The sequence below is a fragment of the Pseudomonas sp. HY13-MNA-CIBAN-0226 genome, assembly GCF_040310305.1.
Taxonomy (GTDB): Bacteria; Pseudomonadota; Gammaproteobacteria; order Pseudomonadales; family Pseudomonadaceae; genus Aquipseudomonas; species Aquipseudomonas gregormendelii.
In genome coordinates this window covers 81,343-100,932 of sequence record NZ_JBEOPS010000016.1, presented here as the reverse complement: position 1 = coordinate 100,932, position 19,590 = coordinate 81,343, and the positions used below count along the sequence as shown (strand labels likewise).

Sequence of the window (19,590 nt, the reverse complement as noted above, 5' to 3'; positions counted from 1 at the left end):
TGTGGCCCGAATATCCGGCAAACACTGTCACTGCGCACTTGCGCTTTTCTTCGATGATTAACTGTTAGTTATGATGCATAGCAGCCTCTGGGAAAGACAGCGTCAGTTCGGTGCGATATTGTCCGTTTATCGATCACGCGCACCCTTTTACGACAGCGACACAATCGACGTGGCAAGCCGCGCAGGCTGCTGTTGTGCGGTGGAAACCAAATGACCTCCGGTTCAGGGTGTCCGGCCCCAGGAAACGGGGACAGACTTAACCGTTGGGCATATCGTTGCGTTTTTCTTAAGTTGCTCGAGTCGATTGCGCACTAGCGCGACGTATCGATTGACTGATTTTTTGAGAGTACGTTTTTGATCGCGTAGTAAAGGTCGCTGGCTGTCGTTGTCAGAGCGTTGCGGTCAATACAGACCAGGTAGATCGGGTACTCGGGGATACTTTCTTCGATCTTGACCTGTACCAGATCTTCGTTGAGCCCTTTGGGCAGTGTGTTTTCCATTCCGGCTTCACTGAGCGTCATGAAAGCATCGGCGTGGTGCAACAGATCCAGCGCCAGCAATACCGAGGAACACTCGGTTATTCGCTGCGGCGCAGGGATCTCATTGTCTTCGAACATTTGATAGAACTGGGATGAGTGATCGTCGATCACATCGAGGCTGATCCAGTTCGCGAACTGCAGCTGGCGGAGAGAATGCGAGTGGCGCAGAGGATTATTCTTTCTACAGACCACCAGCCCCTGCATGCGGCTCAACGCTTCCCAATCCAGGTTCAGCCTTTGTGTGTGCTGCTGCGAGGTAATGGCGAAATCCAGCGTACCGTCGCGTAGTCGCTGCAGCATCTGGTTGGGACGAAGGTCCACCAGGCGAATCCGCACACGTGGATTCTTCGTCTGGAACCCGGCAATGCATTCTCCCAGCCCTTTGAGCACTGATGTCAGGGACGTGACCCCGATGCTGACCTCACCGACCTGCATATCCCTGATGTTTTCAGCCTCCAGTTGCAGTCGTCGCATGCTCTCGACCGTCAACTGTGCATGGCGAATGATGCGGCGACCTTCGTCGGTGAGCGACATTCCCCTGTGGGAACGCTGCAGCAGTGCCAAGCCCAGTTCGCTCTCCAGATCCTTGATTGATCGGCTGATGGCAGGCTGGGTGACATGCAGGATCTGCGAGGCCTCACTGATGCTTCCGGTCTGGTGGATGGCTACCAGTGCCCTGATTTGATGAAGTTTCACTTAACGACAGGTCCTTGCGGTGCGACGAAGGTGCTGCACGTTACTGCAAGGCCGAGGAGCAAAAAAGCCTGGAAACGTTTTTCTCGCGATACTGCTTGGGCGTCATGGACAGTTTTTCCTGGAACAGTCGGGTCATGTGGCTCTGGTCCGAGAACCCGCAATCCATGGCGACAGCTTTCAAAGGTACATCACGCACCGTAGAGAGGATTCGCTCAGCTTTTTTCAAGCGGCGCGACTGAACGTACTGATGGGGAGACACCCCATACACAGCCCCGAACACCCGTACAAAATACGACGGGCTCAGGTCGACTATTGCGGCCATGTCCTTGACCGAAATCGGGCAGGACAGGTGTGAGTCGATGTACTGCTGAAGCTGGTCGCGTTTAAGGTTTGTCAGGCGAGACGCTTGATCGTTGCCTCTCAGATCACAGCGCACATACTGGCGCAGCAGATGAATGCACATCTGTATTTCCAGCGTCTGGGCAAAGAGGCTGCTTCCCGGTTCACCACTCAGGCATTCCATTTCATAGGCGGCCATGAGCCTGGAGAGGGTCGCGTCGTTGACGATGGGGCAATGGTCGACAAAAACACGGTCAACATCCTGTTGAAAGACTTCATTGGCAACCTTGGCCATCATTGTTTGCGAGATGTAGATATGACTGACTTCGATATCATTCATCCAGTACCACCTGGACGATTCGCCTCGGGTCAAAATGGTCACGTCGTTATCGCCAACGGACCATTTTTGCCATTGCTTGCCATCGTGGAAACCCAGATTGGAAGTTCCCGATTTCCATCTCACCAATTCGTAATCGCGCATGCACGGAATGCTGACTTCGGTTTTGTCAAAGCGGTAGCCCCGGATCGACATGCCGTTATCGGATGCAGTCTCGACGGTACCGTTGATCGTGACTTCGCCGGGGATAACGTCCAGCATTTTTTCTGGCGTTTGGAGGATGGCACTCATCACAACTCCCTTTTTATTGGCAGTGGAGTTTTTTATCAGCACTTGGCAGTTTTAGAATGTTGATCGCAGTGTCATGACATTCAAAAAGCTAACACATCCTTAGAGTTTGTACGAAAAACTGGCCTGCCATCGATCGGGGATTTCCACCCGACCGAATGGCAAGCGTTCTCTTACTTCGCCTGGATTTCGTGATCACTGGGCTCGGTCAACTCCGGTCGCCATCGGCGCAAATGAGTCTGACGCTCGTAGGCCTGCGCCGACGGGTAAGTCACCAATTCAATCGTGCTTCCCCAAGGCGTGCGGGTGTAGACGTAACGATTACCTTTCCCGGCGTCACGGCCTGGGAGCTCACCAGGACGGCTGAGCAGAGTTCCACCGGCCTTCTCCAGTTGTTCGGCCGCAGCGTCGATATCGTCAACGTAGATGCAAATGTGCTGAATACCCAAGTCGCTTGGAACTACTGGCTGCAACTGCTGCACCCCGGTGTAGGAAAATAGCTCCAGGTTGGGACCGTTGCCAAGGCGCAGCATGCGAATTGCGCTAATCACGGCTCCGGGTACGATCCCCAGTCCCGCCTCCACTTCAGGGCCCCCCAAGGGCGCTTCAAGCATGTCGTAAAGTTTCTCGGCACCGAAGGCCTCGACGAAGAACTGCGTCGCCGCTTCCATATCGGGAACCGTAATGCCGACGTGTTCGATCGCGCGAACATTCATGACAGCTCTCCTATTTTCGCTGCCGCCCAGAAGCCAGACTGGGTCGCCTCATACATCCGACCGCCACGGAACCTCGTTCCGATGCTGTGGACGCGAATGTCATCGACGGCCGACGCCAGGACAGTCGAGGCATTGCGCGCAGTCGCCATCACCACGTAACCGTCATCCGCCGCCGCGACTGCCGTTCTGATCGATACGTCGAGACTGTTGAGAAGCCCGCTCAGATGGTCGCGCTGCATATCATTGGTATCGATTCCTACCCCATCTGCGGGGGAGACGAGGCTGACTTTTTTACCTTGCTCGGCCAACCATAGGGCGGCAAACATTGCAGTCTCTGTTTCTCCAAATACGGTGACTTCGTCAGCCATGGGCAGAGCCCCGTTTGCCAGCATGTCGGCCACATCCGCGCCCTGATTCTGCGCAACGGTCCCGGTGGCGAGCAGTACGGTGTCCCATGGGGCCAAGTCGATGTCGGTTGCATCGGTATTGAGTTGCACGTCGACGGCAACGCGTTCGAGTTCGCTCTCGTAAAACTGGATCATGTTCCTGACCTCCATGCGAAACGGGCTCGCAGCGGCCCAGGCATGAAGCTGGCCGCCGATACGATCTGATTTCTCAACCAAGCGCACACTGTGCCCGCGCTCGGCAGCCAGGATCGCGGCTTCACAGCCGGCAGGCCCACCACCGACGATCAGAACCCGCTGCTGTATGGGAGCAGGGCGACGAGCATCACTCGCCCGGCGCTCCTGTCCGAGGGTGGGGTTTATCACGCATTGGGTACCCTTACCGTTGAACATCCACCGTGATATGCATTCATTCACCGCAAGGCAGCGGCGGACACTCTGCGGCTGCCCGCGCCGTGTCTTGTTAACCGTTTCGGGGTCCGCTAGACCCGATCGACCCAAGGCTACGAAGTCGAGCTCGCCGTCAGACACCGCTTGTGCCATCTCGTCGAACAGCCATGTGAGACGACCGACGCCGATTACCGGGATCGAAACACGCTTTTTTACCAGCTTGGCGTAATCCACCAGCGATCCTGGCGCGACCATAGGCAGCAACGTCATCGCCGTGTCGTAGTTCCCGGCACTGACATCCAGGGCGTCGACGTAAGGTTCGAGCATTTCGCAAAAGGCCAGGCCATCTTCCAATGAGAGGCCTCCCTCGTAAGGCTCCATGACGCTCAGGCGATACAGGATCGGGAAATCCGCACCGACCTGTGCGCGAATCCCGCGCACGACGTCGAGTGCAAAACGGGCGCGGTTCTCCAGGGACCCGCCCCAGCGGTCAGTGCGTTTATTTGTAAAAGGTGAGAGAAACTGACCGAGCAGATAGCCATGTGCACCGTGCAGTTCAACGGCATCAAAGCCAGCAGCCATGGCGCGCCGGGCCCCCTGGACGTACTTGTCGATCAACCCGGGAATTTCATGTTCTTCGATGGCTCGTGGCGGAGTGCCGAACGCGCTGGTGATGCCTGCAGTCGGCGCGAGAGGCGGTTCGTTACGTTCCGTGTTGCCTTGGGAGTTCTGGCGCCCGGTGTGGTGCAACTGCACCGCGATCTTTGCGCCTTCACCGTGGACAGCGTCGACCAGATTGCTGAGTGCGCCAATGAACCTGTCGTGGTCAATTCGCATAGGGTGGCCGGCTGTGCGCCCGACTTCCCAGTCGATAGAGGTGTTCTCTGTAATGATGAGACCAACTCCTCCACGAGCGCGGGCCCGATGGTACTCGATGAGCTTATCGTCAACTTCACCGAAGGTGCTCGCGAACTGAGTGAAGATCGGTGCCTGCACAAAACGGTTGCGCAATTGCAGTGAGCCGATCCGCCCGGGCTGGTAGAGCGCCGCGGCAGGGCTGTCTGAAGCTACAAGATTTCGGATGTCTGGGTGTGCCATTGCCATCTCCTCATTATTTTTTTTGTTTTGAGCTTCGAGCATGGAGTGAGAGGCGGCCTGAGTATTGAACATTCATGCCGAGGCGTTGAAGAATCCTCCTTTAGCACCTCAGCGGTACTCGCTCAGGTGACTTAATCTGAGAACAACTCAAACATCAGCTGGCAAAGCTCTCGATCGGCCGGCCTCCTGTAATAGCGTGCGTGCCAGAACAGGTTTATTTCGATGTTGGGCAGCACCACCGGAGTCGGTAGCACCGCGAGCCCGAAGGGTTGTTCGCAACTGCTGGCGAATCGTTTAATGCTCGTCCTGAAGAGTAATATTCACAACCGTGATGGCATGTATGGGATTTACGGTATTTATCAATAGAGCTCAGGTGGCGATGATTTGGTGACTCCAATAACAATCAGCCTACTGGGTAACTTGCTATGCGTACTTCTGAATCCAAATTGCACATCGGTATTGTTGGCGGTGGTATTGCCGGCGTGGGGCTGGCCCTTGACCTGTGCCGTCATTCCCACCTGAGTGTGCAGCTGTTCGAAGCGGCACCAGCCTTTGGCGAGGTCGGAGCAGGTGTCTCTTTCGGCGCCAATGCCGTTCGAGCCATCGCGGGTCTGGGTATTGCCGAACCCTACCGCAAGATTGCCGACCAGACTCAGGATCCCTGGCAGGACATCTGGTTCGAATGGCGTCGCGGTGAAGATGCCGGTTATCTGGGCGCAAGCCTGGCCGAAGGGGTAGGGCAGTCATCGGTACACCGTGCTGACTTTCTCGATGCCCTGGCCAGCCAGTTGCCCGAAGGGATCGCCCAGTTCGGTAAACGTGCAGTCAGCGTAGAGCAGGATGGCGAACAGGCTCGCGTGGTGTTCACCGATGGCACTGAGCATCGCTGCGATCTGCTGATCGCTGCCGACGGTATCAAGTCTTCAATTCGTGATCATGTGCTCAACGGTCTTGGCTACCCCCTGGTGGCGCCGCGTTTCAGTGGTACCTGCGCCTACCGCGGGATGATCGACAGTGAACAGCTGCGCGCAGCCTACCGGGCCCGGGGGGTCGATGAGCATTTGATTGACGTGCCGCAGATGTACCTGGGACTTGACGCGCACATTCTGACCTTCCCCGTTAAACAAGGCCGGTTGATCAACGTCGTCGCCTTTATTTCCGACCGCAGTCGCCCTGATCCCACCTGGCCAAGCGATGCGCCATGGGTGCGCAATGCCAGCCAGGAAGAAATGCTGTCCGCCTTCGATCATTGGGGTGACGCTGCAAAGGTGCTGCTCGAATGCATTCCGGCACCCACTCTTTGGGCGCTGCATGAGCTCGATGAATTGCCGGGCTACGTGCATGGCCGCGTGGGGCTGATAGGCGATGCTGCGCACGCCATGTTGCCCCACCAGGGCGCTGGTGCAGGTCAGGGGCTGGAAGACGCCTGGCTGCTGGCGCGCTTGCTCGCCGATCCGCAGGTCCTGGACAGTCAGCCACAAGCAGTGCTGGCGGCTTACGACGCTATCCGTCGTCCACGTGCCTGCCGTGTGCAGCGCACCTCATGGGAAGCCGGGGAGCTTTATGAAATGCGTGATCCAGTTGTAGCCGATGACGAACAACTGCTGGGCAAAACCCTCGCCGAGCGTTTCGACTGGCTGTGGAATCACGATATGCAGTCCGACCTTCAAGAGGCGCGTGCCCAGTTAGGTTGGCGAGCATCTGCTTAACGACTTGACCGAAATGCACGGGAGGGAGCGTCCAGCGGCTCTCTTCGTGGATACCAATAAGATCAGGTGAATCAAGATGATCGTAAAAATTTCTCAACTGCCGCAATTGCAGCAATTCTTCCGACAAGCCTCGGGACTGGATAACAACCAAGGCGATCCACGCCGCAAGCAGATCGTTTTGCGTTTGCTGCAGGAAGTCGCCCGAGTAATTGAAGATTTGCAGATCAGCGACGATGAATTCTGGGGGGCGGTGGACTATGTCAACCGCTTGGGTGCCAAAAACGAAGCAGGTTTGCTGGTCGCCGGACTCGGCATCGAACATTTCCTTGATCTGCTGGCGGATGCCAGGGACGCAGAGGCGGGCCGGACCGGAGGCACGCCACGGACCATCGAAGGTCCGTTGTACGTAGCAGGCGCGCCACTGTGTGAGTACCAAACTCGCATGGATGATGGAAGCGAGGATGGCACAGCAACGGTGTTGTTTCTGGAAGGGCGCGTAACCGACTTGAACGGTGAGCCTATCGCCGGAGCCACTGTGGACTTGTGGCAAGCCAACACCCAAGGCAACTACTCATACTTCGATAAGAGCCAGACGGCGTTCAACTTGCGGCGCCGGATTCTCACGGACGCCAATGGTTGCTACCGGGCTCGCAGCATCGTGCCTTCGGGGTACGGTTGCGATCCAACCGGCCCCACTCAGGAATGCCTGGATCAATTGGGCCGTCACGGGCAGCGACCTGCGCATATCCACTTCTTCATCTGCGCCCCAGGCCACGAACATTTGACCACGCAGATCAACCTGTCGAATGACAAGTACCTGTGGGACGACTTCGCGTATGCAACACGTGACGGGCTGATTGGCGAAGTCATTTTCGTCGACGACGAGGAACAGGCTGCTGCCAATGGTGTGACGGGGCGCTTTGCCGAGATGACGTTCAATTTCAGCCTGCGTCCGGCCGCGAGCGTTGCAGCAATCCATCGTAGCCAACGCCCGCGAGCGTTGCAGTCTGCCTGACAAACCGACGTTTTCTCGACTTCGACGAACTACTCCAAGGAGACAACAATGTCCCAGACCGCTGCTCAATCGATGAGAGTCCGTGCCGCAGTGCTGCGCGCCTCAGGGGCTGCATTAGAAATTGAGGATGTCTTGCTCGAGGCGCCTCGGCCCACAGAAGTGCGCGTCCGTGTAGTCGCTACAGGCGTTTGCCACACTGACATGGTGGTGCGAGATCAGCTGTTCCCAACGCCACTGCCGATCATCCTCGGTCATGAAGGTGCGGGCGTCGTGGATGCAGTCGGTTCCGCTGTCACCACGGTTCAACCGGGCGATCACGTGGTCATGACGTACATGTCTTGCGGCCTCTGCCTGCCTTGCGAAACCGGCCACCCGGCACATTGCACGCACATGCATCCGCTGAACTTCGGTGGCGGCCGACTCGATGGCAGTACGTCCGCTTGCGCCTGTGGCAGCGACCACGCCATCCACGACCATTTCTTCGGTCAATCCTCGTTTTCCACTTACACGATTGCCAATGAGCGCAACGTGGTCAAGGTCGCGAAACAGGCGCCATTGGAATTGCTGGGGCCGCTGGGTTGTGGCATCCAGACGGGCGCAGGATCGGTTCTCAATGCACTCAAGGTCGAAGCCGGATCGAGCTTCGCCGCCTTTGGTGCGGGCGCAGTCGGACTGGCGGCGGTAATGGCCGCGAAGGTCGCCGGCGCTACGACCATCATCGCTGTGGACGTCACCCCGAGCCGGCTGGAACTGGCACTGGAACTGGGCGCAACCCACGTCATCAATAGCCGCGAAGAAGATCCGGTTCAACGCATTCAGTCCATCACCCAGGGTGGCGTCAATTACAGCCTTGAATGTTCCGGCCGTTCCGAGGTTCTTCGCCAGGCAATCGACGCACTTACCACGCTTGGCACCTGTGGCATCGTAGGCGCTACCAAAGTTGGCACCGAGGTGGCATTTAATATCAACGACGTGATGATTCCCGGAAAACGGATCATGGGCATTGTCCAAGGCGATGTCGTTGCCAATGCCTTCATCCCGAAGCTGGTTGATCTCTATCTGCAGGGCCGATTCCCCTTCGACAAGCTGTGCAGGTTTTACGAGTTTGATGAGGTGAACCAGGCGATGGCCGATAGCGAACGCGGTGTCACCATCAAGCCGATCCTGCGCATGCCAGTCCCCGCTTCGGTGTGACTTTTTCGATCTCTATAGGAACCCGCAATGACCGTTCAACTCGTAATAGACAACCAAAAACTTGCCGCCTCCACTGGCAAGACTTTTCAACGTGTCGATCCGCTCAGTTCCGCGACTGTGAGCGTAGGTGCAGCCTGCAGCGTCGAGGATGCCATCCGCGCCGCCGAATCTTCCCAGCGCGCTTTCCGGACGTGGTCCAAAACCGGCCCAACCGAGCGTCGGCGGATTCTGCTGGCGGCAGCCGACTCCCTTGAATCGAAAATGGCGCAGTTCTGCTCGGTCATGGCTGAAGAGATCGGCGCTTCGCAACTGTGGGCACAATTCAACGTGGGCGCATCGGCGAACCTGCTGCGTGAAGCCGCGGCCCTGACCACGCAAATCAAAGGTGAAACCATTCCGACTGACAAGCCAGGCGCACTGTCGATGACGTTGCGCCAACCGGTGGGCGCAGTGCTGAGCATCGTGCCCTGGAATGGCCCGGTCATTCTTGGCGCACGCGCCATTGCCTACCCTCTGGCATGTGGCAACACGGTGATCTTCAAGGGGTCTGAAAGCAGCCCACGTACGCACGCGCTGCTGGCCGAAGCGTTTTACGATGCCGGTTTGCCGGCGGGAGTATTGAACTTTCTGATCAGCGCGCCAGAGGACGCGTCTGCTGTGACTGAAGCGTTGATCGCCCATGACGTGGTGCGTCGGGTGAATTTTACGGGTTCGACCAAGGTCGGCCGCATGATTGCCCAGACCTGTGCCACTCATCTCAAACGTTGCCTGTTGGAACTGGGTGGCAAAGCCCCTTTCATCGTACTGGATGACGCGGATATCGACGGGGCAGTCAACGCTGCCGTTTTCGGCGCATTTCTTTACCAGGGACAAATCTGCATGTCGACCGAGCGCTTTGTAGTCGATGAAGCGGTTGCCGACCAATTCGTTTCCCGTTTCGCGGAACGCGTACGGTCGCTTGAAGTCGGCGTGCCAGCGACAACACCCGCCTGCGTGATCGGTCCAATGATCGGCCAGGGTTCAGTGCAACGGATCAATCATTTGCTTGACGACGCCATCGGGAAAGGCGCTGATATCGTGGCTGGCGGCTTGGCGGAAAATGCCTTGATGGGGCCGACACTGGTCGATTGGGTGACCCGTGAGATGTCGATCTATGACGAAGAGACCTTTGGCCCGGTGACAACGATCGTCCGGGTAAAAGGTGCCGAGCAGGCGCTGCAGGTGGCCAACGACACCGCCTACGGCCTTTCGTCATCCATATTCAGTCGCGATGTCACACGGGCATTGGAGTTGGCTGGCCGACTGGATGCCGGCTGCGTACACATCAATGGCGCCACCGTGCAAAACGAGCCGCAGGCCCCGTACGGTGGAATGAAGAAGAGCGGCTATGGACGCTTTGATGGCAGCGCAGTCATCGAGGAGTTTACCGAGGTCAAGTGGGTCACGGTTGAACCCTCCAACCAACCTTATCCATTCTAAATTTGAAACCGGCGCGTAATGCGCCGGTTTTTTTTGCACTCGGGTACCACGGAACAACCTTGTCTCATTAGCCGCACTACCAGACCTCCAAGGCTTACAAGCGCTACTGCTTTTGCGGGTCGAACTGCTTGTCCCTGATAAACAGCGCCGGAATCACGCCGCAGATAAAGTAGGCAGCGCCCATGACCAGAAAACCCACACCGATCGAGCCATGAGAGGCGAGGAACCCGATAGCAGCCGGAGCAATCGCTGCACCCAGACGCCCAATATTGTAGGCCCCACCCACGGCAGATCCACGAAATTTGGCTTCGAAGCTTTCGGTCATGTACGTGGCGTTCACGCCGTAGGGAATACCGTACAAAAAGCCGAACACCACCAGCATCCAGAGTATGTTTTCCTGGCTCTGGAACAGCACGATCACCGGCAGAAACACTGCCGTTCCCAGTGCGCCAAAGGCGAATACGCTTCTACGTCCCACGCGGTCTGCAGCCATGCCAGCGAGAATTTTGCCGAGGATCATGGCGGTGTAAGTGCCCACCATGTAGCCGGTCATGGACTTGAGGTTCATGCCCAGCTCACTCTCCAGGTAGGTTGGCAGCCAGTTGTTCACTCCGTAGTAGCCGAACTGTAGGAAACCGGCAGTCAGCGCCCAGCAGAAAAACATCCGGCGCGCCTGGGGATCGCTGAAAATCTGCTTGTACATGCTGTCACGTTTCACCACTGATCCCTGACGGATTCCCGCGAGTTTTTCTTTGGCTCGCTCGGCCTGGGCGTTGATCCAGGCCTGTGGTTCCGGTACGAAACGTTGCATCACCAGAGCAAGGATCACCGGGATAATCGCGATATAGAAAAGCCAGCGCCAGCCATGGACCGGCAAGATCCAGCCAGCCAGCAAGGTCGCGACAATGTAGCCCACAGACCAACCGGCCTGGAGGGTGCCAAGCACGGTGGTGCGATAACGGGTAGGGACGTACTCGGACATCAGGGTATTGCACGCCACATACAACGCGCCGATTCCTAATGAAGCCAGGAACCGGATAGTTGCGAACTGCCAGTAGGTTTGCGTCAGGCCCAGGGCGGCTGTGCCGACGGAGAACAGCAAAATACTCCAGACCACGGTTTTCACCCGGCCGAATCTGTCACACGCCCAGCCACCGTAGATTCCGCCGATCGCCATCCCGGCCAAGGTGAAACTGCCCAGGCTTCCGGCCTCTACGTTGGTGAGGCCAAACTCAGCCTTCAGACTATTGAGGCTGTAAGACAGCAACATCAAATCGGCGCCGTCGATTAACAAGCCGAGAAAACAAAAAATAAAGACCAGTACCCAAGTACTGGACTTGGCGTGCGCCGTCGCGCTTGCCTGAGCAGCAGCGTCCATAGAGTTACCTTATTGTATTTATGGGGTAGAACTGGAGCAGGAAAGGGCGTTTGCCTCAGCCTTGAGCGTCTCGAATCATGTTTCGCGCAATTACAATCTGCTGGATCTGGGTGGTGCCTTCATAAATGCGGAACAGGCGCACATCCCGGTAGAAGCGCTCTATGGCGTATTCGCTGACATAGCCGGCGCCGCCATGGATCTGCACACAGCGATCGGCAACGCGCCCGCACATTTCCGTAGAAAACATCTTGGCGCACGAGGCTTCGGTGCTCACATTGTGGCCATCGTCGCGTTTGCGGGCAGCATCCAGGACCATACAGCGGCTCGCGTAGATTTCCGCTTTGCTGTCGGCCAGCATTGCCTGGATCAGCTGGAACTCAGCGATAGGTTTACCAAATTGTTTGCGTTCCAGCGCATAGCGCAGGGCATCGTCGAGCATCCGCTCAGCCGCCCCCACACTCAAAGCCGCAATGTGCAGGCGGCCCTTGTCGAGGACTTTCATGGCGGTTTTGAAACCCACGCCTTCGAGGCCGCCGATCAATTGGCTGGTTGGCACGCGAGCGTTTTCAAAGATGACGTCACAGGTGTGGGCGCCTTTGTGGCCCATCTTGTGGTCGGGTTTGCCCAAGGACACACCGGGTGTACCGCGTTCGACGATAAACGCGCTGATACCGCCAGCACCTTTAATTTCGTTGCTTGTACGCGCCATCACGGTATAGATGCCGGCGTGTGGGGCGTTGGTGATGAAACGCTTGGTGCCATTGAGGATGTAGCTGTCGCCATCGCGCACGGCGCTGGTCTTGAGCGAGGCGGCATCAGAGCCGGCATCGGGTTCAGTCAGGCAGAAAGAGCTGAGCAACTCGCCGCTGGCAAGCTTGGGCAGGTAATGCTGTTTCTGCTCGGCGGTGCCATCCAGGAGAATACCGATGGAGCCAATGCCGTTGTTGGTGCCGATGTAGGATCGAAACGCCGGGGATGTGCGCCCTAATTCAAAGGCGATATTCACCTCTTCTTCCATCGTGACGCCCAGTCCGCCGAACTCTTCCGGCAGCGTGAGACCGAACAGCCCCATGGCCTGCATCTGTTCGACGATGTCCTGGGGGATCGAGTCGGTGTCAGCCACCTCATTTTCGCGAGGAATCAGCACCTCGCCGACAAATTGGCGAAGTGAATCCAACAGAATCTGCAGGGTTTCGGTATCACGGATCATGTGCGCTCCTAACGCTCGCAGGCGAGCGGTTCTTTTATCAGGGCGCCGTTACTCCGTTGCGTCAGCGAGCAGCGGCGCCAATGTTGTTAACCATGTTGATCAGGCGCGGCCCGATATCGTCCATCAGTCGTTCACGCGGCAGTTGAAAACTCGGTCCGCCGCAGTTGAAGGTCAGCAACCCGTACTGCGGATGCAGCAGCGGTACCGCTACGGAGTTCACGTCGCGATGCCACTCGCCGATCGACAGGCAAAAGCCATAGTCGGCGTAATCCCTGAAGGCCCGGTCCAATCCCTTGCGAATGGTTGGCCACTGCTCCGATTCACGCTGGCGGATATGGTCGAGCAAAAACTCTCGCTCGGTCTCGGGCATTGCCGCCAGGCAAGCGCGGCCTACCGAGCTCTGTGCCAGTGGCAAGTAACTGCCGGTCTGGCGGCGCATGGTCATGTTGCCCTGACCCTGAACCACATCCAGGTACACCATCTGCAGGCGATCACGGGAAGCCATGGCGACCGCCGCCTGCGCATGATTGGCCAGCTCTTCCATCAACGGATGAGCCACCGTGCGAATCGCCAGGTTCGACAGCATGGCGTAGCCAAAACCCAGCACCCCGACATCCAGCTGATACTTGCCCGAATGCACTTCACGTTTAAGGCAACCCAGACGCATCAGCGTGTTGGTCAATCGCGTAACGGTCGGTTTGGGCAGGCCGGTCAGACGTGCCAGATCCTGATTGCCCAACACGTTGTCGCGTGGGGTAAAGCACCGCATCAACTCCAGCCCGCGTGCCAGCGCCGTTACGAACTGACCGCTGTTTTCGTCATCGCTCAACGCGCTGGTGGGGTCGAGCATGCCCATCTTAAGTAACCCGATTTCGTCCGCTCCGCTTTTCGTGTCGGCGGCCTGTTGATCTGCCTTGATGCGAGCCATGGTAGAACCCCAATTTAAATAAATGCAAGAAAATAAAATGTAGTTTCGCTAGGCGAAATTATATGCGCTAGCGTTCTAAAAACCAACAGACATGTTTTATGTCGGTAAAGACCAGTAAATACTGGTCTTTACGCAGGGTTAAGCTTTTTCTGTTTACAGGACTTCGTAAGAATACCTATGATTGATGGTAAATACGGAATCCAGTTTCGCCTGGCGAAACAATAATAAGAGGTCGATATGAACTCCCACCCAGAGCACGTCGTGCATCTGCACATACAAGACAATGCAGTCGCAGTCGTGCGCATTGAGCGGCCCGAAGTCAAGAACGCCCTTAACAGCGCCGTCCGTGAGCAACTGGCCGATATCTTTCGCGCCTTGGCCGCAGATGACCGCGTGCGTTCAATCGTCCTCACGGGCGGCGAGCAGTGCTTCGTTGCCGGCGCCGACATCCGCGAGTTTGCCCAGGCCAGCCCTGTCGAGATGTATCTTCGTCACACGGAACGCTTGTGGGACGCTATCGCTCGCTGCCCCAAACCGATCATCGCTGCCGTGAATGGGTTTGCCCTGGGCGGCGGCTGCGAACTGGCGATGCACTGCGACATCATTGTTGCCGGTCAATCGGCGCGCTTCGGTCAACCCGAAGTCAAGCTTGGCCTGATGCCTGGAGCTGGCGGCACTCAACGGCTGATCCGCGCAGTCGGCAAATTCCAGGCCATGCGAATAGCGTTGACCGGATGCCTGGTGCCTGCCCCCGAAGCACTTGCGATGGGCATGGTCAGCGAAGTGGTCAGTGATGAGCTCACTCTGCCCCGATCCCTTGAACTGGCCGCGCAAATAGCCGCGTTGCCGCCTCTGGCCGTCGCACAGATCAAAGAAGTCATGCTGCTCGGTGCCGACCTGCCTCTGGAGAGCGCATTGGCCTTGGAGCGCAAGGCATTTCAGTTGCTGTTTGATTCCAGGGATCAAAAGGAAGGCGCCACTGCGTTCCTTGAAAAACGCCAAGCAACCTTTACTGGAGAATGACCCATGACACGTGAAATCAAACGGATGGCTGTCGTGGGCGTGGGTGTCATGGGCACGGGCATTGCCCAGATTGCGGCACAGGCCGGCGTTGAGGTCATGCTGTTCGATAACCGTGAAGGTGCCGCGCAGGCCGCTCGCGAAAACCTCCAACAGACCCTGGACAAGTTGGTGGCCAAAGGCAAAATTGCGGCCAGTGACGCCCACGCAACCCTTGAGCGTGTGCGTGTTGCCAGCGCATTGACTGATCTCAGCGACGTTGACGTAGTGGTGGAAGCCATCATTGAGCGCCTCGATGCCAAGCAAGCCTTGCTCGCCGAGCTTGAGGGCGTCGTTGGCGACGACTGTATTCTTGCTACCAATACCTCTTCGCTGTCGGTCACCAGCATCGCACGCGAGTGCCGCAAGCCTGAACGTGTGGCAGGGTTTCACTTTTTCAATCCGGTGCCGCTGATGAAAGTGGTGGAGGTCATTGATGGCCTGGCCAGTGATCCTCGCGTCGGTGACAGCCTGCAGGCATTGGCCGCGCGGATGGGGCACCGAGGGATCCGCGCCAAAGACACCCCTGGCTTCATCATCAACCACGCGGGTCGCGCTTACAGCACTGAAGCCTTGCAGATACTCAAGGAAGGCGTCGCCGAGCCCGCCGAGATTGATCGCATTCTGCGCGAAGGCCTGGGTTTCCGCATGGGCCCCCTGGAGCTGTTCGACCTCACCGCGCTGGATGTCTCCCACCCAGTGATCGAGTCTATTTATAACCAGTTCTACCAGGAACCCCGTTATCGGCCCGCTGCGCTGACCCGCCAAATGCTTGAGGCTGGCTATGTAGGGCGTAAGGTGGGGCGTGGTTTTTACCGCTATGCCAACGGCCAAATGGTCGATGTTCCGCAACCCCAGCCCGTGCCTGTTGTGGAGTCTATGCCGCCTGTGTGGTTGGGTACCGAGAATGATGCTGACCGTACCAGCCTCAGCGCGCTGTTGGGGCGCCTGGGCGCCCAGGTGGAGCAGGGCAGCACGCCTTCCGACGCTGCGCTTTGCCTACTGGCGCCCTATGGCGTGGACGCGACACGCGCAGCGCAGCGTTTTGGCGTAGACCCGACGCGCACGATCTGTATTGACCCGCTGCTCGATTGCACGCGCTACCGCACACTCATGCTCACACCGGCAACCGGCATCGATATGCGCCAAGCGGCTCATGCGCTGCTGTCTCGCGACGGTGTGGGCGTCAGCGTGATCAATGACAGTGTCGGCTTCGTCGCTCAGCGGGTGCTGGCGATGATCGTCAACCTGGCGGGCGATATCGTCCAACAACGCATAGCCAGCGTCGAAGACCTTAATGAAGGCGTGCGTCGTGGGTTGGGTTACCCGCAGGGCCCGCTGGCCTGGGGCGACAGTGTCGGCGCGCAGCGCTTGCTGACCATCCTCGAACGCATGACCGAACTGACCGGGGACCCGCGTTATCGGCCTGGCCCCTGGCTGCGCCGTCGTGCGGCCCTGGGCTTATCGCTGTGCCATCCAGAACCGACACTGACCTGATCTATCAACGCTTAGGAAACTGCCATGCTTGATGCTTATATTTTTGCGGGGTTACGTACGCCTTTCGGTCGCCATGCGGGCGCCCTCGCGCCAGTACGGCCTGACGACCTTGCGGCCCACGTGATTCGGGAACTGCTCGCGCGCAACGCCATCCCTGGCGAAGCTATCGAGGACGTCATTCTCGGCAATACCAATCAGGCCGGTGAGGACAGTCGCAATATTGCGCGTCACGCGGCACTGCTTGCCGGGATGCCCGTTACTGTGCCTGGGCAGACGGTCAACCGATTGTGCGCCAGCGGGCTGGCAGCCGTGATTGATGCCGCGCGCGCAGTCACTTGCCAGGAAGGTGAATTGTATGTGGCCGGTGGGGTGGAGAGCATGTCGCGCGCACCCTTCGTCATGGCCAAAGCCGAGGCTGCCTACAGTCGGGATTTTACGGTGTACGACAGCACCATCGGCGCGCGTTTTCCAAACCCCAAAATCTTGGCGGAGTTTGGTAATGACACCATGCCGCAGACTGGCGACAACGTGGCGCAGGAATACGGCATCGACCGTGAACAGGCCGACGTTTTTGCGGCCCGCTCGCAAGCCAATTACGAAGCCGCGCGGGAAAGCGGTTTCTTTGACGATGAAATTCTGGCCGTCAGCGTGCCCACTGGCCGTAAAACACCGCCCAACCTTGTGGAACACGACGAACACCCGCGCCCGCAATCTGACCTCGCGGCGTTGAGCCGGCTGCGACCTCTGCACGAGGGCGGGGTGGTCACCGCCGGCAATGCATCCGGTGTCAACGACGGCGCTGCCGCGCTATTGATCGGCTCGCGTGCGGCAGGCGAACACCATGGTCTGGTGCCCATGGTGCGCATCCTGTCGAGCGCAGTTGCAGGTATCGCACCTCGCATCATGGGTGTGGGGCCTGTGGAGGCAGTCAATAGAGCGCTGGCGCGGGCAGGCCTGACGTTGGCGGACATGGACATCATCGAAATCAACGAAGCATTTGCCAGCCAGGTTCTGGGTTGCCTCAAAGGGCTCGGCGTGGCGTTCGACGACCCTCGCGTCAACCCCAATGGCGGCGCGATTGCGGTGGGCCACCCCTTGGGCGCCTCCGGTGCGCGTCTGGCCCTCACTGCGGCGCGCACGTTGCAACGCAGCGGTAAGCGCTATGCCGTGGTGAGTCTGTGTATCGGTGTCGGCCAAGGGCTGGCGATGGTGATCGAGCGTGTGTAACCGCTCAAGCAAAGGTGAAATGACATGGGTGCTTTGACTGGATACCGCGTACTCGACTTGAGCCGTGTGCTTGCCGGCCCCTGGTGCGGACAGACACTGGCCGATCTGGGCGCAGAAGTGATCAAGGTTGAACGGCCGGGTGTGGGCGACGATACCCGGGGTTGGGGCCCGCCCTGGATGAAAGGCCAGAGCGATGAGTTGACCTCTGAAGCGTCGTATTACCAATCAACCAATCGCGGCAAGTTATCGGTAGCGCTGAACCTGGCTAGCCCGCAAGGGCAGGAGTTGGTGCGTGCACTGGCGACCGGCTGTGATGTGCTGATCGAAAACTACAAGGCTGGCTCCCTGGCCAAGTACGGATTGGATTACGCCTCGTTGTCGCAGTTGAACCCTCGGCTGGTGTACTGCTCCGTCACAGGATTCGGGCAGACCGGCCCGCGTGCGGCCGAACCCGGTTACGACTTCATCGTGCAGGGCATCGGCGGGCTGATGAGCATTACCGGCGAGCGCGATGACTTGCCCGGTGGCGGTCCGCAGAAGGTTGGCGTGGCTTTTTCCGACCTGATGACCGGCCTTTATTCCACGGTTGCCATCCAGGCGGCGCTGCTCAGCCGGGAAAAAACCGGTGCAGGGCAGCACATCGATATGGCGCTGCTGGACGTGCAGGTCGCAACCTTGTGCAATCAGAGCCAGAACTACCTGGCCTCGGGCAAACCGCCGGGGCGTTATGGCAATGCTCACGCCAATATCGTGCCGTATCAGGTGTTCCGTGCCAGCGACCAGGACTTCATCATCGCCTGCGGCAACGACTCGCAGTTTGTCGCGCTGTGCGACGCCATTGGCCTGGGCCACCTGCCGGCAGACCCTCGATTTACGCGTAACGCCGACCGTGTGGCCAATCGCGAAGCGATCATCGAGATCTTGTCACGGCACTTCCTGGATGGTCGGGCACAGGAGTGGATTGACCGAGTCCATCCGCGTGGCGTGCCCATCGGTGCGATCAACAGCATTGCCCAGGCCCTGGATGAACCTCAGGTCAAGGCGCGCAACATGCTGGTGACCATTCCACACCCGCTCAAGGCAGACTTCGTGACGGTTGGCAGCCCGATCAAGATGTCGGGCACACCGGTGGAATACCTGCGTCCGGCGCCGATGCTGGGCGAGCACACGGATGAGGTGCTCAAGCGTCAGCTGGGGTTGGACGACGAGCGTCTGGCGCAGTTGAAGGCCAGCGGTGTGATCGAGCAACTGGGCGAGCACTGATCTTTTTTCCCGGTATGCCGGTGGCGTATCGGGTTCACTATGTTGCTATGGAGTTATCCATGAAAGTTCTGGTAGCCATCAAGCGGGTGGTCGACTACAACGTGAAAGTTCGCGTCAAGGCGGACAATTCCGGCGTTGACCTTGCTAACGTCAAGATGTCGATGAACCCTTTCTGCGAAATCGCCGTGGAAGAAGCCGTACGCCTGAAAGAGCTCTCTATAAAAGAAGGGCGCGTTGCGACTGAAATCGTCGTCGTGTCCGTCGGCCCGTCCACCGCTCAGGAGCAACTGCGCACTGCGCTGGCCCTGGGTGCCGACCGCGCCATCCTCGTCGAATCCACTGAAGATCTGACTTCCCTGGCCGTTGCCAAACTGCTCAAGGCTGTTGTCGACAAGGAACAGCCACAGCTGGTGATCCTTGGCAAACAAGCGATCGACAGCGACAACAACCAGACTGGCCAGATGCTCGCGGCATTGAGCGGTTATGGCCAGGGCACGTTCGCGTCGAAAGTTGAAATCAGCGGTGACAGCGTTGCCGTTACCCGCGAAATCGACGGCGGCGCGCAGACGGTTTCCCTGAAACTGCCGGCCATCGTCACCACCGACCTGCGTTTGAACGAGCCGCGTTATGCGTCCCTGCCAAACATCATGAAAGCCAAGAAGAAGCCTCTCGAAGTAGTGACTGCGGATGCTTTGGGCGTTTCCACCGCCTCCACCAACAAGACTGTGAAAGTCGAAGCGCCTGCTGCACGCAGCGCGGGTATCAAGGTCAAGTCGGTGGCTGAACTGGTCGAGAAACTGAAAAACGAAGCAAAGGTGCTTTGA

The 19,590-nt window shown here is 58.2% G+C and carries 16 protein-coding genes and 1 pseudogene; 9 read left to right on the top strand and 8 right to left on the bottom strand.

What is annotated here, in order from left to right; translation table 11 throughout:
- Nucleotides 1-311 precede the first annotated feature (311 nt).
- The 5 genes and pseudogenes from AAEZ05_RS18440 to AAEZ05_RS18420 form a co-directional block, all read right to left on the bottom strand.
- Nucleotides 312-1,235, bottom strand: coding sequence for a LysR family transcriptional regulator (locus AAEZ05_RS18440; RefSeq protein WP_350648381.1), 924 nt, complete (start codon nt 1,233-1,235; stop codon nt 312-314).
- Nucleotides 1,236-1,275: 40 nt separating this feature from the next.
- On the bottom strand, nt 1,276-2,202 hold the full coding sequence (locus tag AAEZ05_RS18435) for a helix-turn-helix domain-containing protein (RefSeq protein ID WP_350648379.1): 927 nt from the start codon (nt 2,200-2,202) through the stop codon (nt 1,276-1,278).
- Nucleotides 2,203-2,372: 170 nt separating this feature from the next.
- Nucleotides 2,373-2,915, bottom strand: coding sequence for a VOC family protein (locus AAEZ05_RS18430; RefSeq protein ID WP_350648377.1), 543 nt, complete (start codon nt 2,913-2,915; stop codon nt 2,373-2,375).
- Complete coding sequence (locus AAEZ05_RS18425) at nt 2,912-4,879, bottom strand: oxidoreductase (protein ID WP_236695843.1); 1,968 nt, start codon at nt 4,877-4,879, stop codon at nt 2,912-2,914. The genes AAEZ05_RS18430 and AAEZ05_RS18425 overlap by 4 nt, the downstream gene beginning before the upstream one ends.
- A gap of 59 nt (nt 4,880-4,938) precedes the next feature.
- A pseudogene (locus AAEZ05_RS18420) lies at nt 4,939-5,106 on the bottom strand (LysR family transcriptional regulator); the annotation flags it as partial.
- Nucleotides 5,107-5,232: 126 nt separating this feature from the next.
- On the opposite strand from AAEZ05_RS18420, the gene salA reads away from it, so the two are divergent.
- From salA to AAEZ05_RS18400, 4 genes are all read left to right on the top strand, one after another.
- The gene (gene salA / locus AAEZ05_RS18415; RefSeq protein WP_045058476.1) at nt 5,233-6,516 is read left to right on the top strand and encodes a salicylate 1-monooxygenase; all 1,284 of its coding nucleotides are present in this window, start codon (nt 5,233-5,235) and stop codon (nt 6,514-6,516) included.
- A gap of 76 nt (nt 6,517-6,592) precedes the next feature.
- Nucleotides 6,593-7,531 (top strand): catechol 1,2-dioxygenase, encoded by a 939-nt coding sequence (gene catA, locus AAEZ05_RS18410; RefSeq protein ID WP_045058475.1) that lies wholly within the window; start codon nt 6,593-6,595, stop codon nt 7,529-7,531.
- Nucleotides 7,532-7,579: 48 nt separating this feature from the next.
- Nucleotides 7,580-8,725, top strand: coding sequence for an NAD(P)-dependent alcohol dehydrogenase (locus AAEZ05_RS18405; RefSeq protein WP_045058474.1), 1,146 nt, complete (start codon nt 7,580-7,582; stop codon nt 8,723-8,725).
- A 27-nt stretch (nt 8,726-8,752) separates the two neighbouring features.
- Nucleotides 8,753-10,204 carry an aldehyde dehydrogenase gene (locus tag AAEZ05_RS18400; RefSeq protein ID WP_045058473.1) on the top strand — a complete coding sequence of 484 codons (1,452 nt, stop codon included), beginning with the start codon at nt 8,753-8,755 and terminating at the stop codon, nt 10,202-10,204.
- A gap of 103 nt (nt 10,205-10,307) precedes the next feature.
- Here the strand turns inward: AAEZ05_RS18400 and AAEZ05_RS18395 are convergent, their stop codons facing one another.
- From AAEZ05_RS18395 to AAEZ05_RS18385, 3 genes are all read right to left on the bottom strand, one after another.
- A complete protein-coding gene (locus tag AAEZ05_RS18395) occupies nt 10,308-11,582 on the bottom strand; it encodes an MFS transporter (RefSeq protein ID WP_350648374.1) in 1,275 nt (424 codons plus the stop codon).
- A gap of 55 nt (nt 11,583-11,637) precedes the next feature.
- The gene (locus AAEZ05_RS18390; RefSeq protein ID WP_045058471.1) at nt 11,638-12,792 is read right to left on the bottom strand and encodes an acyl-CoA dehydrogenase family protein; all 1,155 of its coding nucleotides are present in this window, start codon (nt 12,790-12,792) and stop codon (nt 11,638-11,640) included.
- Nucleotides 12,793-12,853: 61 nt separating this feature from the next.
- Entirely contained in the window at nt 12,854-13,720 is an 867-nt protein-coding gene (locus AAEZ05_RS18385) for an IclR family transcriptional regulator (protein WP_045058470.1), read from the bottom strand.
- A 237-nt stretch (nt 13,721-13,957) separates the two neighbouring features.
- Here AAEZ05_RS18385 and AAEZ05_RS18380 point away from each other — a divergent pair, with 237 nt between their 5' ends.
- The 5 genes from AAEZ05_RS18380 to AAEZ05_RS18360 are packed head-to-tail and all read left to right on the top strand — an operon-like array spanning nt 13,958 to nt 19,590.
- Complete coding sequence (locus AAEZ05_RS18380) at nt 13,958-14,743, top strand: enoyl-CoA hydratase (RefSeq protein ID WP_045058469.1); 786 nt, start codon at nt 13,958-13,960, stop codon at nt 14,741-14,743.
- Between the two features lie 3 nt (nt 14,744-14,746).
- Nucleotides 14,747-16,276 carry a 3-hydroxyacyl-CoA dehydrogenase gene (locus tag AAEZ05_RS18375; RefSeq protein ID WP_350648372.1) on the top strand — a complete coding sequence of 510 codons (1,530 nt, stop codon included), beginning with the start codon at nt 14,747-14,749 and terminating at the stop codon, nt 16,274-16,276.
- A gap of 24 nt (nt 16,277-16,300) precedes the next feature.
- Nucleotides 16,301-17,503, top strand: coding sequence for a 3-oxoadipyl-CoA thiolase (locus AAEZ05_RS18370; RefSeq protein WP_350648370.1), 1,203 nt, complete (start codon nt 16,301-16,303; stop codon nt 17,501-17,503).
- A gap of 24 nt (nt 17,504-17,527) precedes the next feature.
- On the top strand, nt 17,528-18,766 hold the full coding sequence (locus AAEZ05_RS18365) for a CaiB/BaiF CoA transferase family protein (protein ID WP_045058466.1): 1,239 nt from the start codon (nt 17,528-17,530) through the stop codon (nt 18,764-18,766).
- A 59-nt stretch (nt 18,767-18,825) separates the two neighbouring features.
- Nucleotides 18,826-19,590 carry an electron transfer flavoprotein subunit beta/FixA family protein gene (locus AAEZ05_RS18360; protein WP_045058465.1) on the top strand — a complete coding sequence of 255 codons (765 nt, stop codon included), beginning with the start codon at nt 18,826-18,828 and terminating at the stop codon, nt 19,588-19,590.

Bases quoted from the DNA above. Each gene is read 5' to 3' on its own strand.
- AAEZ05_RS18435 (WP_350648379.1), bottom strand. From the start codon at position 2,202: ATGAGTGCCATCCTCCAAACGCCAGAAAAAATGCTGGACGTTATCCCC.
- AAEZ05_RS18430 (WP_350648377.1), bottom strand. From the start codon at position 2,915: ATGAATGTTCGCGCGATCGAACACGTCGGCATTACGGTTCCCGATATG.
- AAEZ05_RS18425 (WP_236695843.1), bottom strand. From the start codon at position 4,879: ATGTTCAATACTCAGGCCGCCTCTCACTCCATGCTCGAAGCTCAAAAC.
- salA (WP_045058476.1), top strand. From the start codon at position 5,233: ATGCGTACTTCTGAATCCAAATTGCACATCGGTATTGTTGGCGGTGGT.
- catA (WP_045058475.1), top strand. From the start codon at position 6,593: ATGATCGTAAAAATTTCTCAACTGCCGCAATTGCAGCAATTCTTCCGA.
- AAEZ05_RS18405 (WP_045058474.1), top strand. From the start codon at position 7,580: ATGTCCCAGACCGCTGCTCAATCGATGAGAGTCCGTGCCGCAGTGCTG.
- AAEZ05_RS18400 (WP_045058473.1), top strand. From the start codon at position 8,753: ATGACCGTTCAACTCGTAATAGACAACCAAAAACTTGCCGCCTCCACT.
- AAEZ05_RS18395 (WP_350648374.1), bottom strand. From the start codon at position 11,582: ATGGACGCTGCTGCTCAGGCAAGCGCGACGGCGCACGCCAAGTCCAGT.
- AAEZ05_RS18390 (WP_045058471.1), bottom strand. From the start codon at position 12,792: ATGATCCGTGATACCGAAACCCTGCAGATTCTGTTGGATTCACTTCGC.
- AAEZ05_RS18385 (WP_045058470.1), bottom strand. From the start codon at position 13,720: ATGGCTCGCATCAAGGCAGATCAACAGGCCGCCGACACGAAAAGCGGA.
- AAEZ05_RS18380 (WP_045058469.1), top strand. From the start codon at position 13,958: ATGAACTCCCACCCAGAGCACGTCGTGCATCTGCACATACAAGACAAT.
- AAEZ05_RS18375 (WP_350648372.1), top strand. From the start codon at position 14,747: ATGACACGTGAAATCAAACGGATGGCTGTCGTGGGCGTGGGTGTCATG.
- AAEZ05_RS18370 (WP_350648370.1), top strand. From the start codon at position 16,301: ATGCTTGATGCTTATATTTTTGCGGGGTTACGTACGCCTTTCGGTCGC.
- AAEZ05_RS18365 (WP_045058466.1), top strand. From the start codon at position 17,528: ATGGGTGCTTTGACTGGATACCGCGTACTCGACTTGAGCCGTGTGCTT.
- AAEZ05_RS18360 (WP_045058465.1), top strand. From the start codon at position 18,826: ATGAAAGTTCTGGTAGCCATCAAGCGGGTGGTCGACTACAACGTGAAA.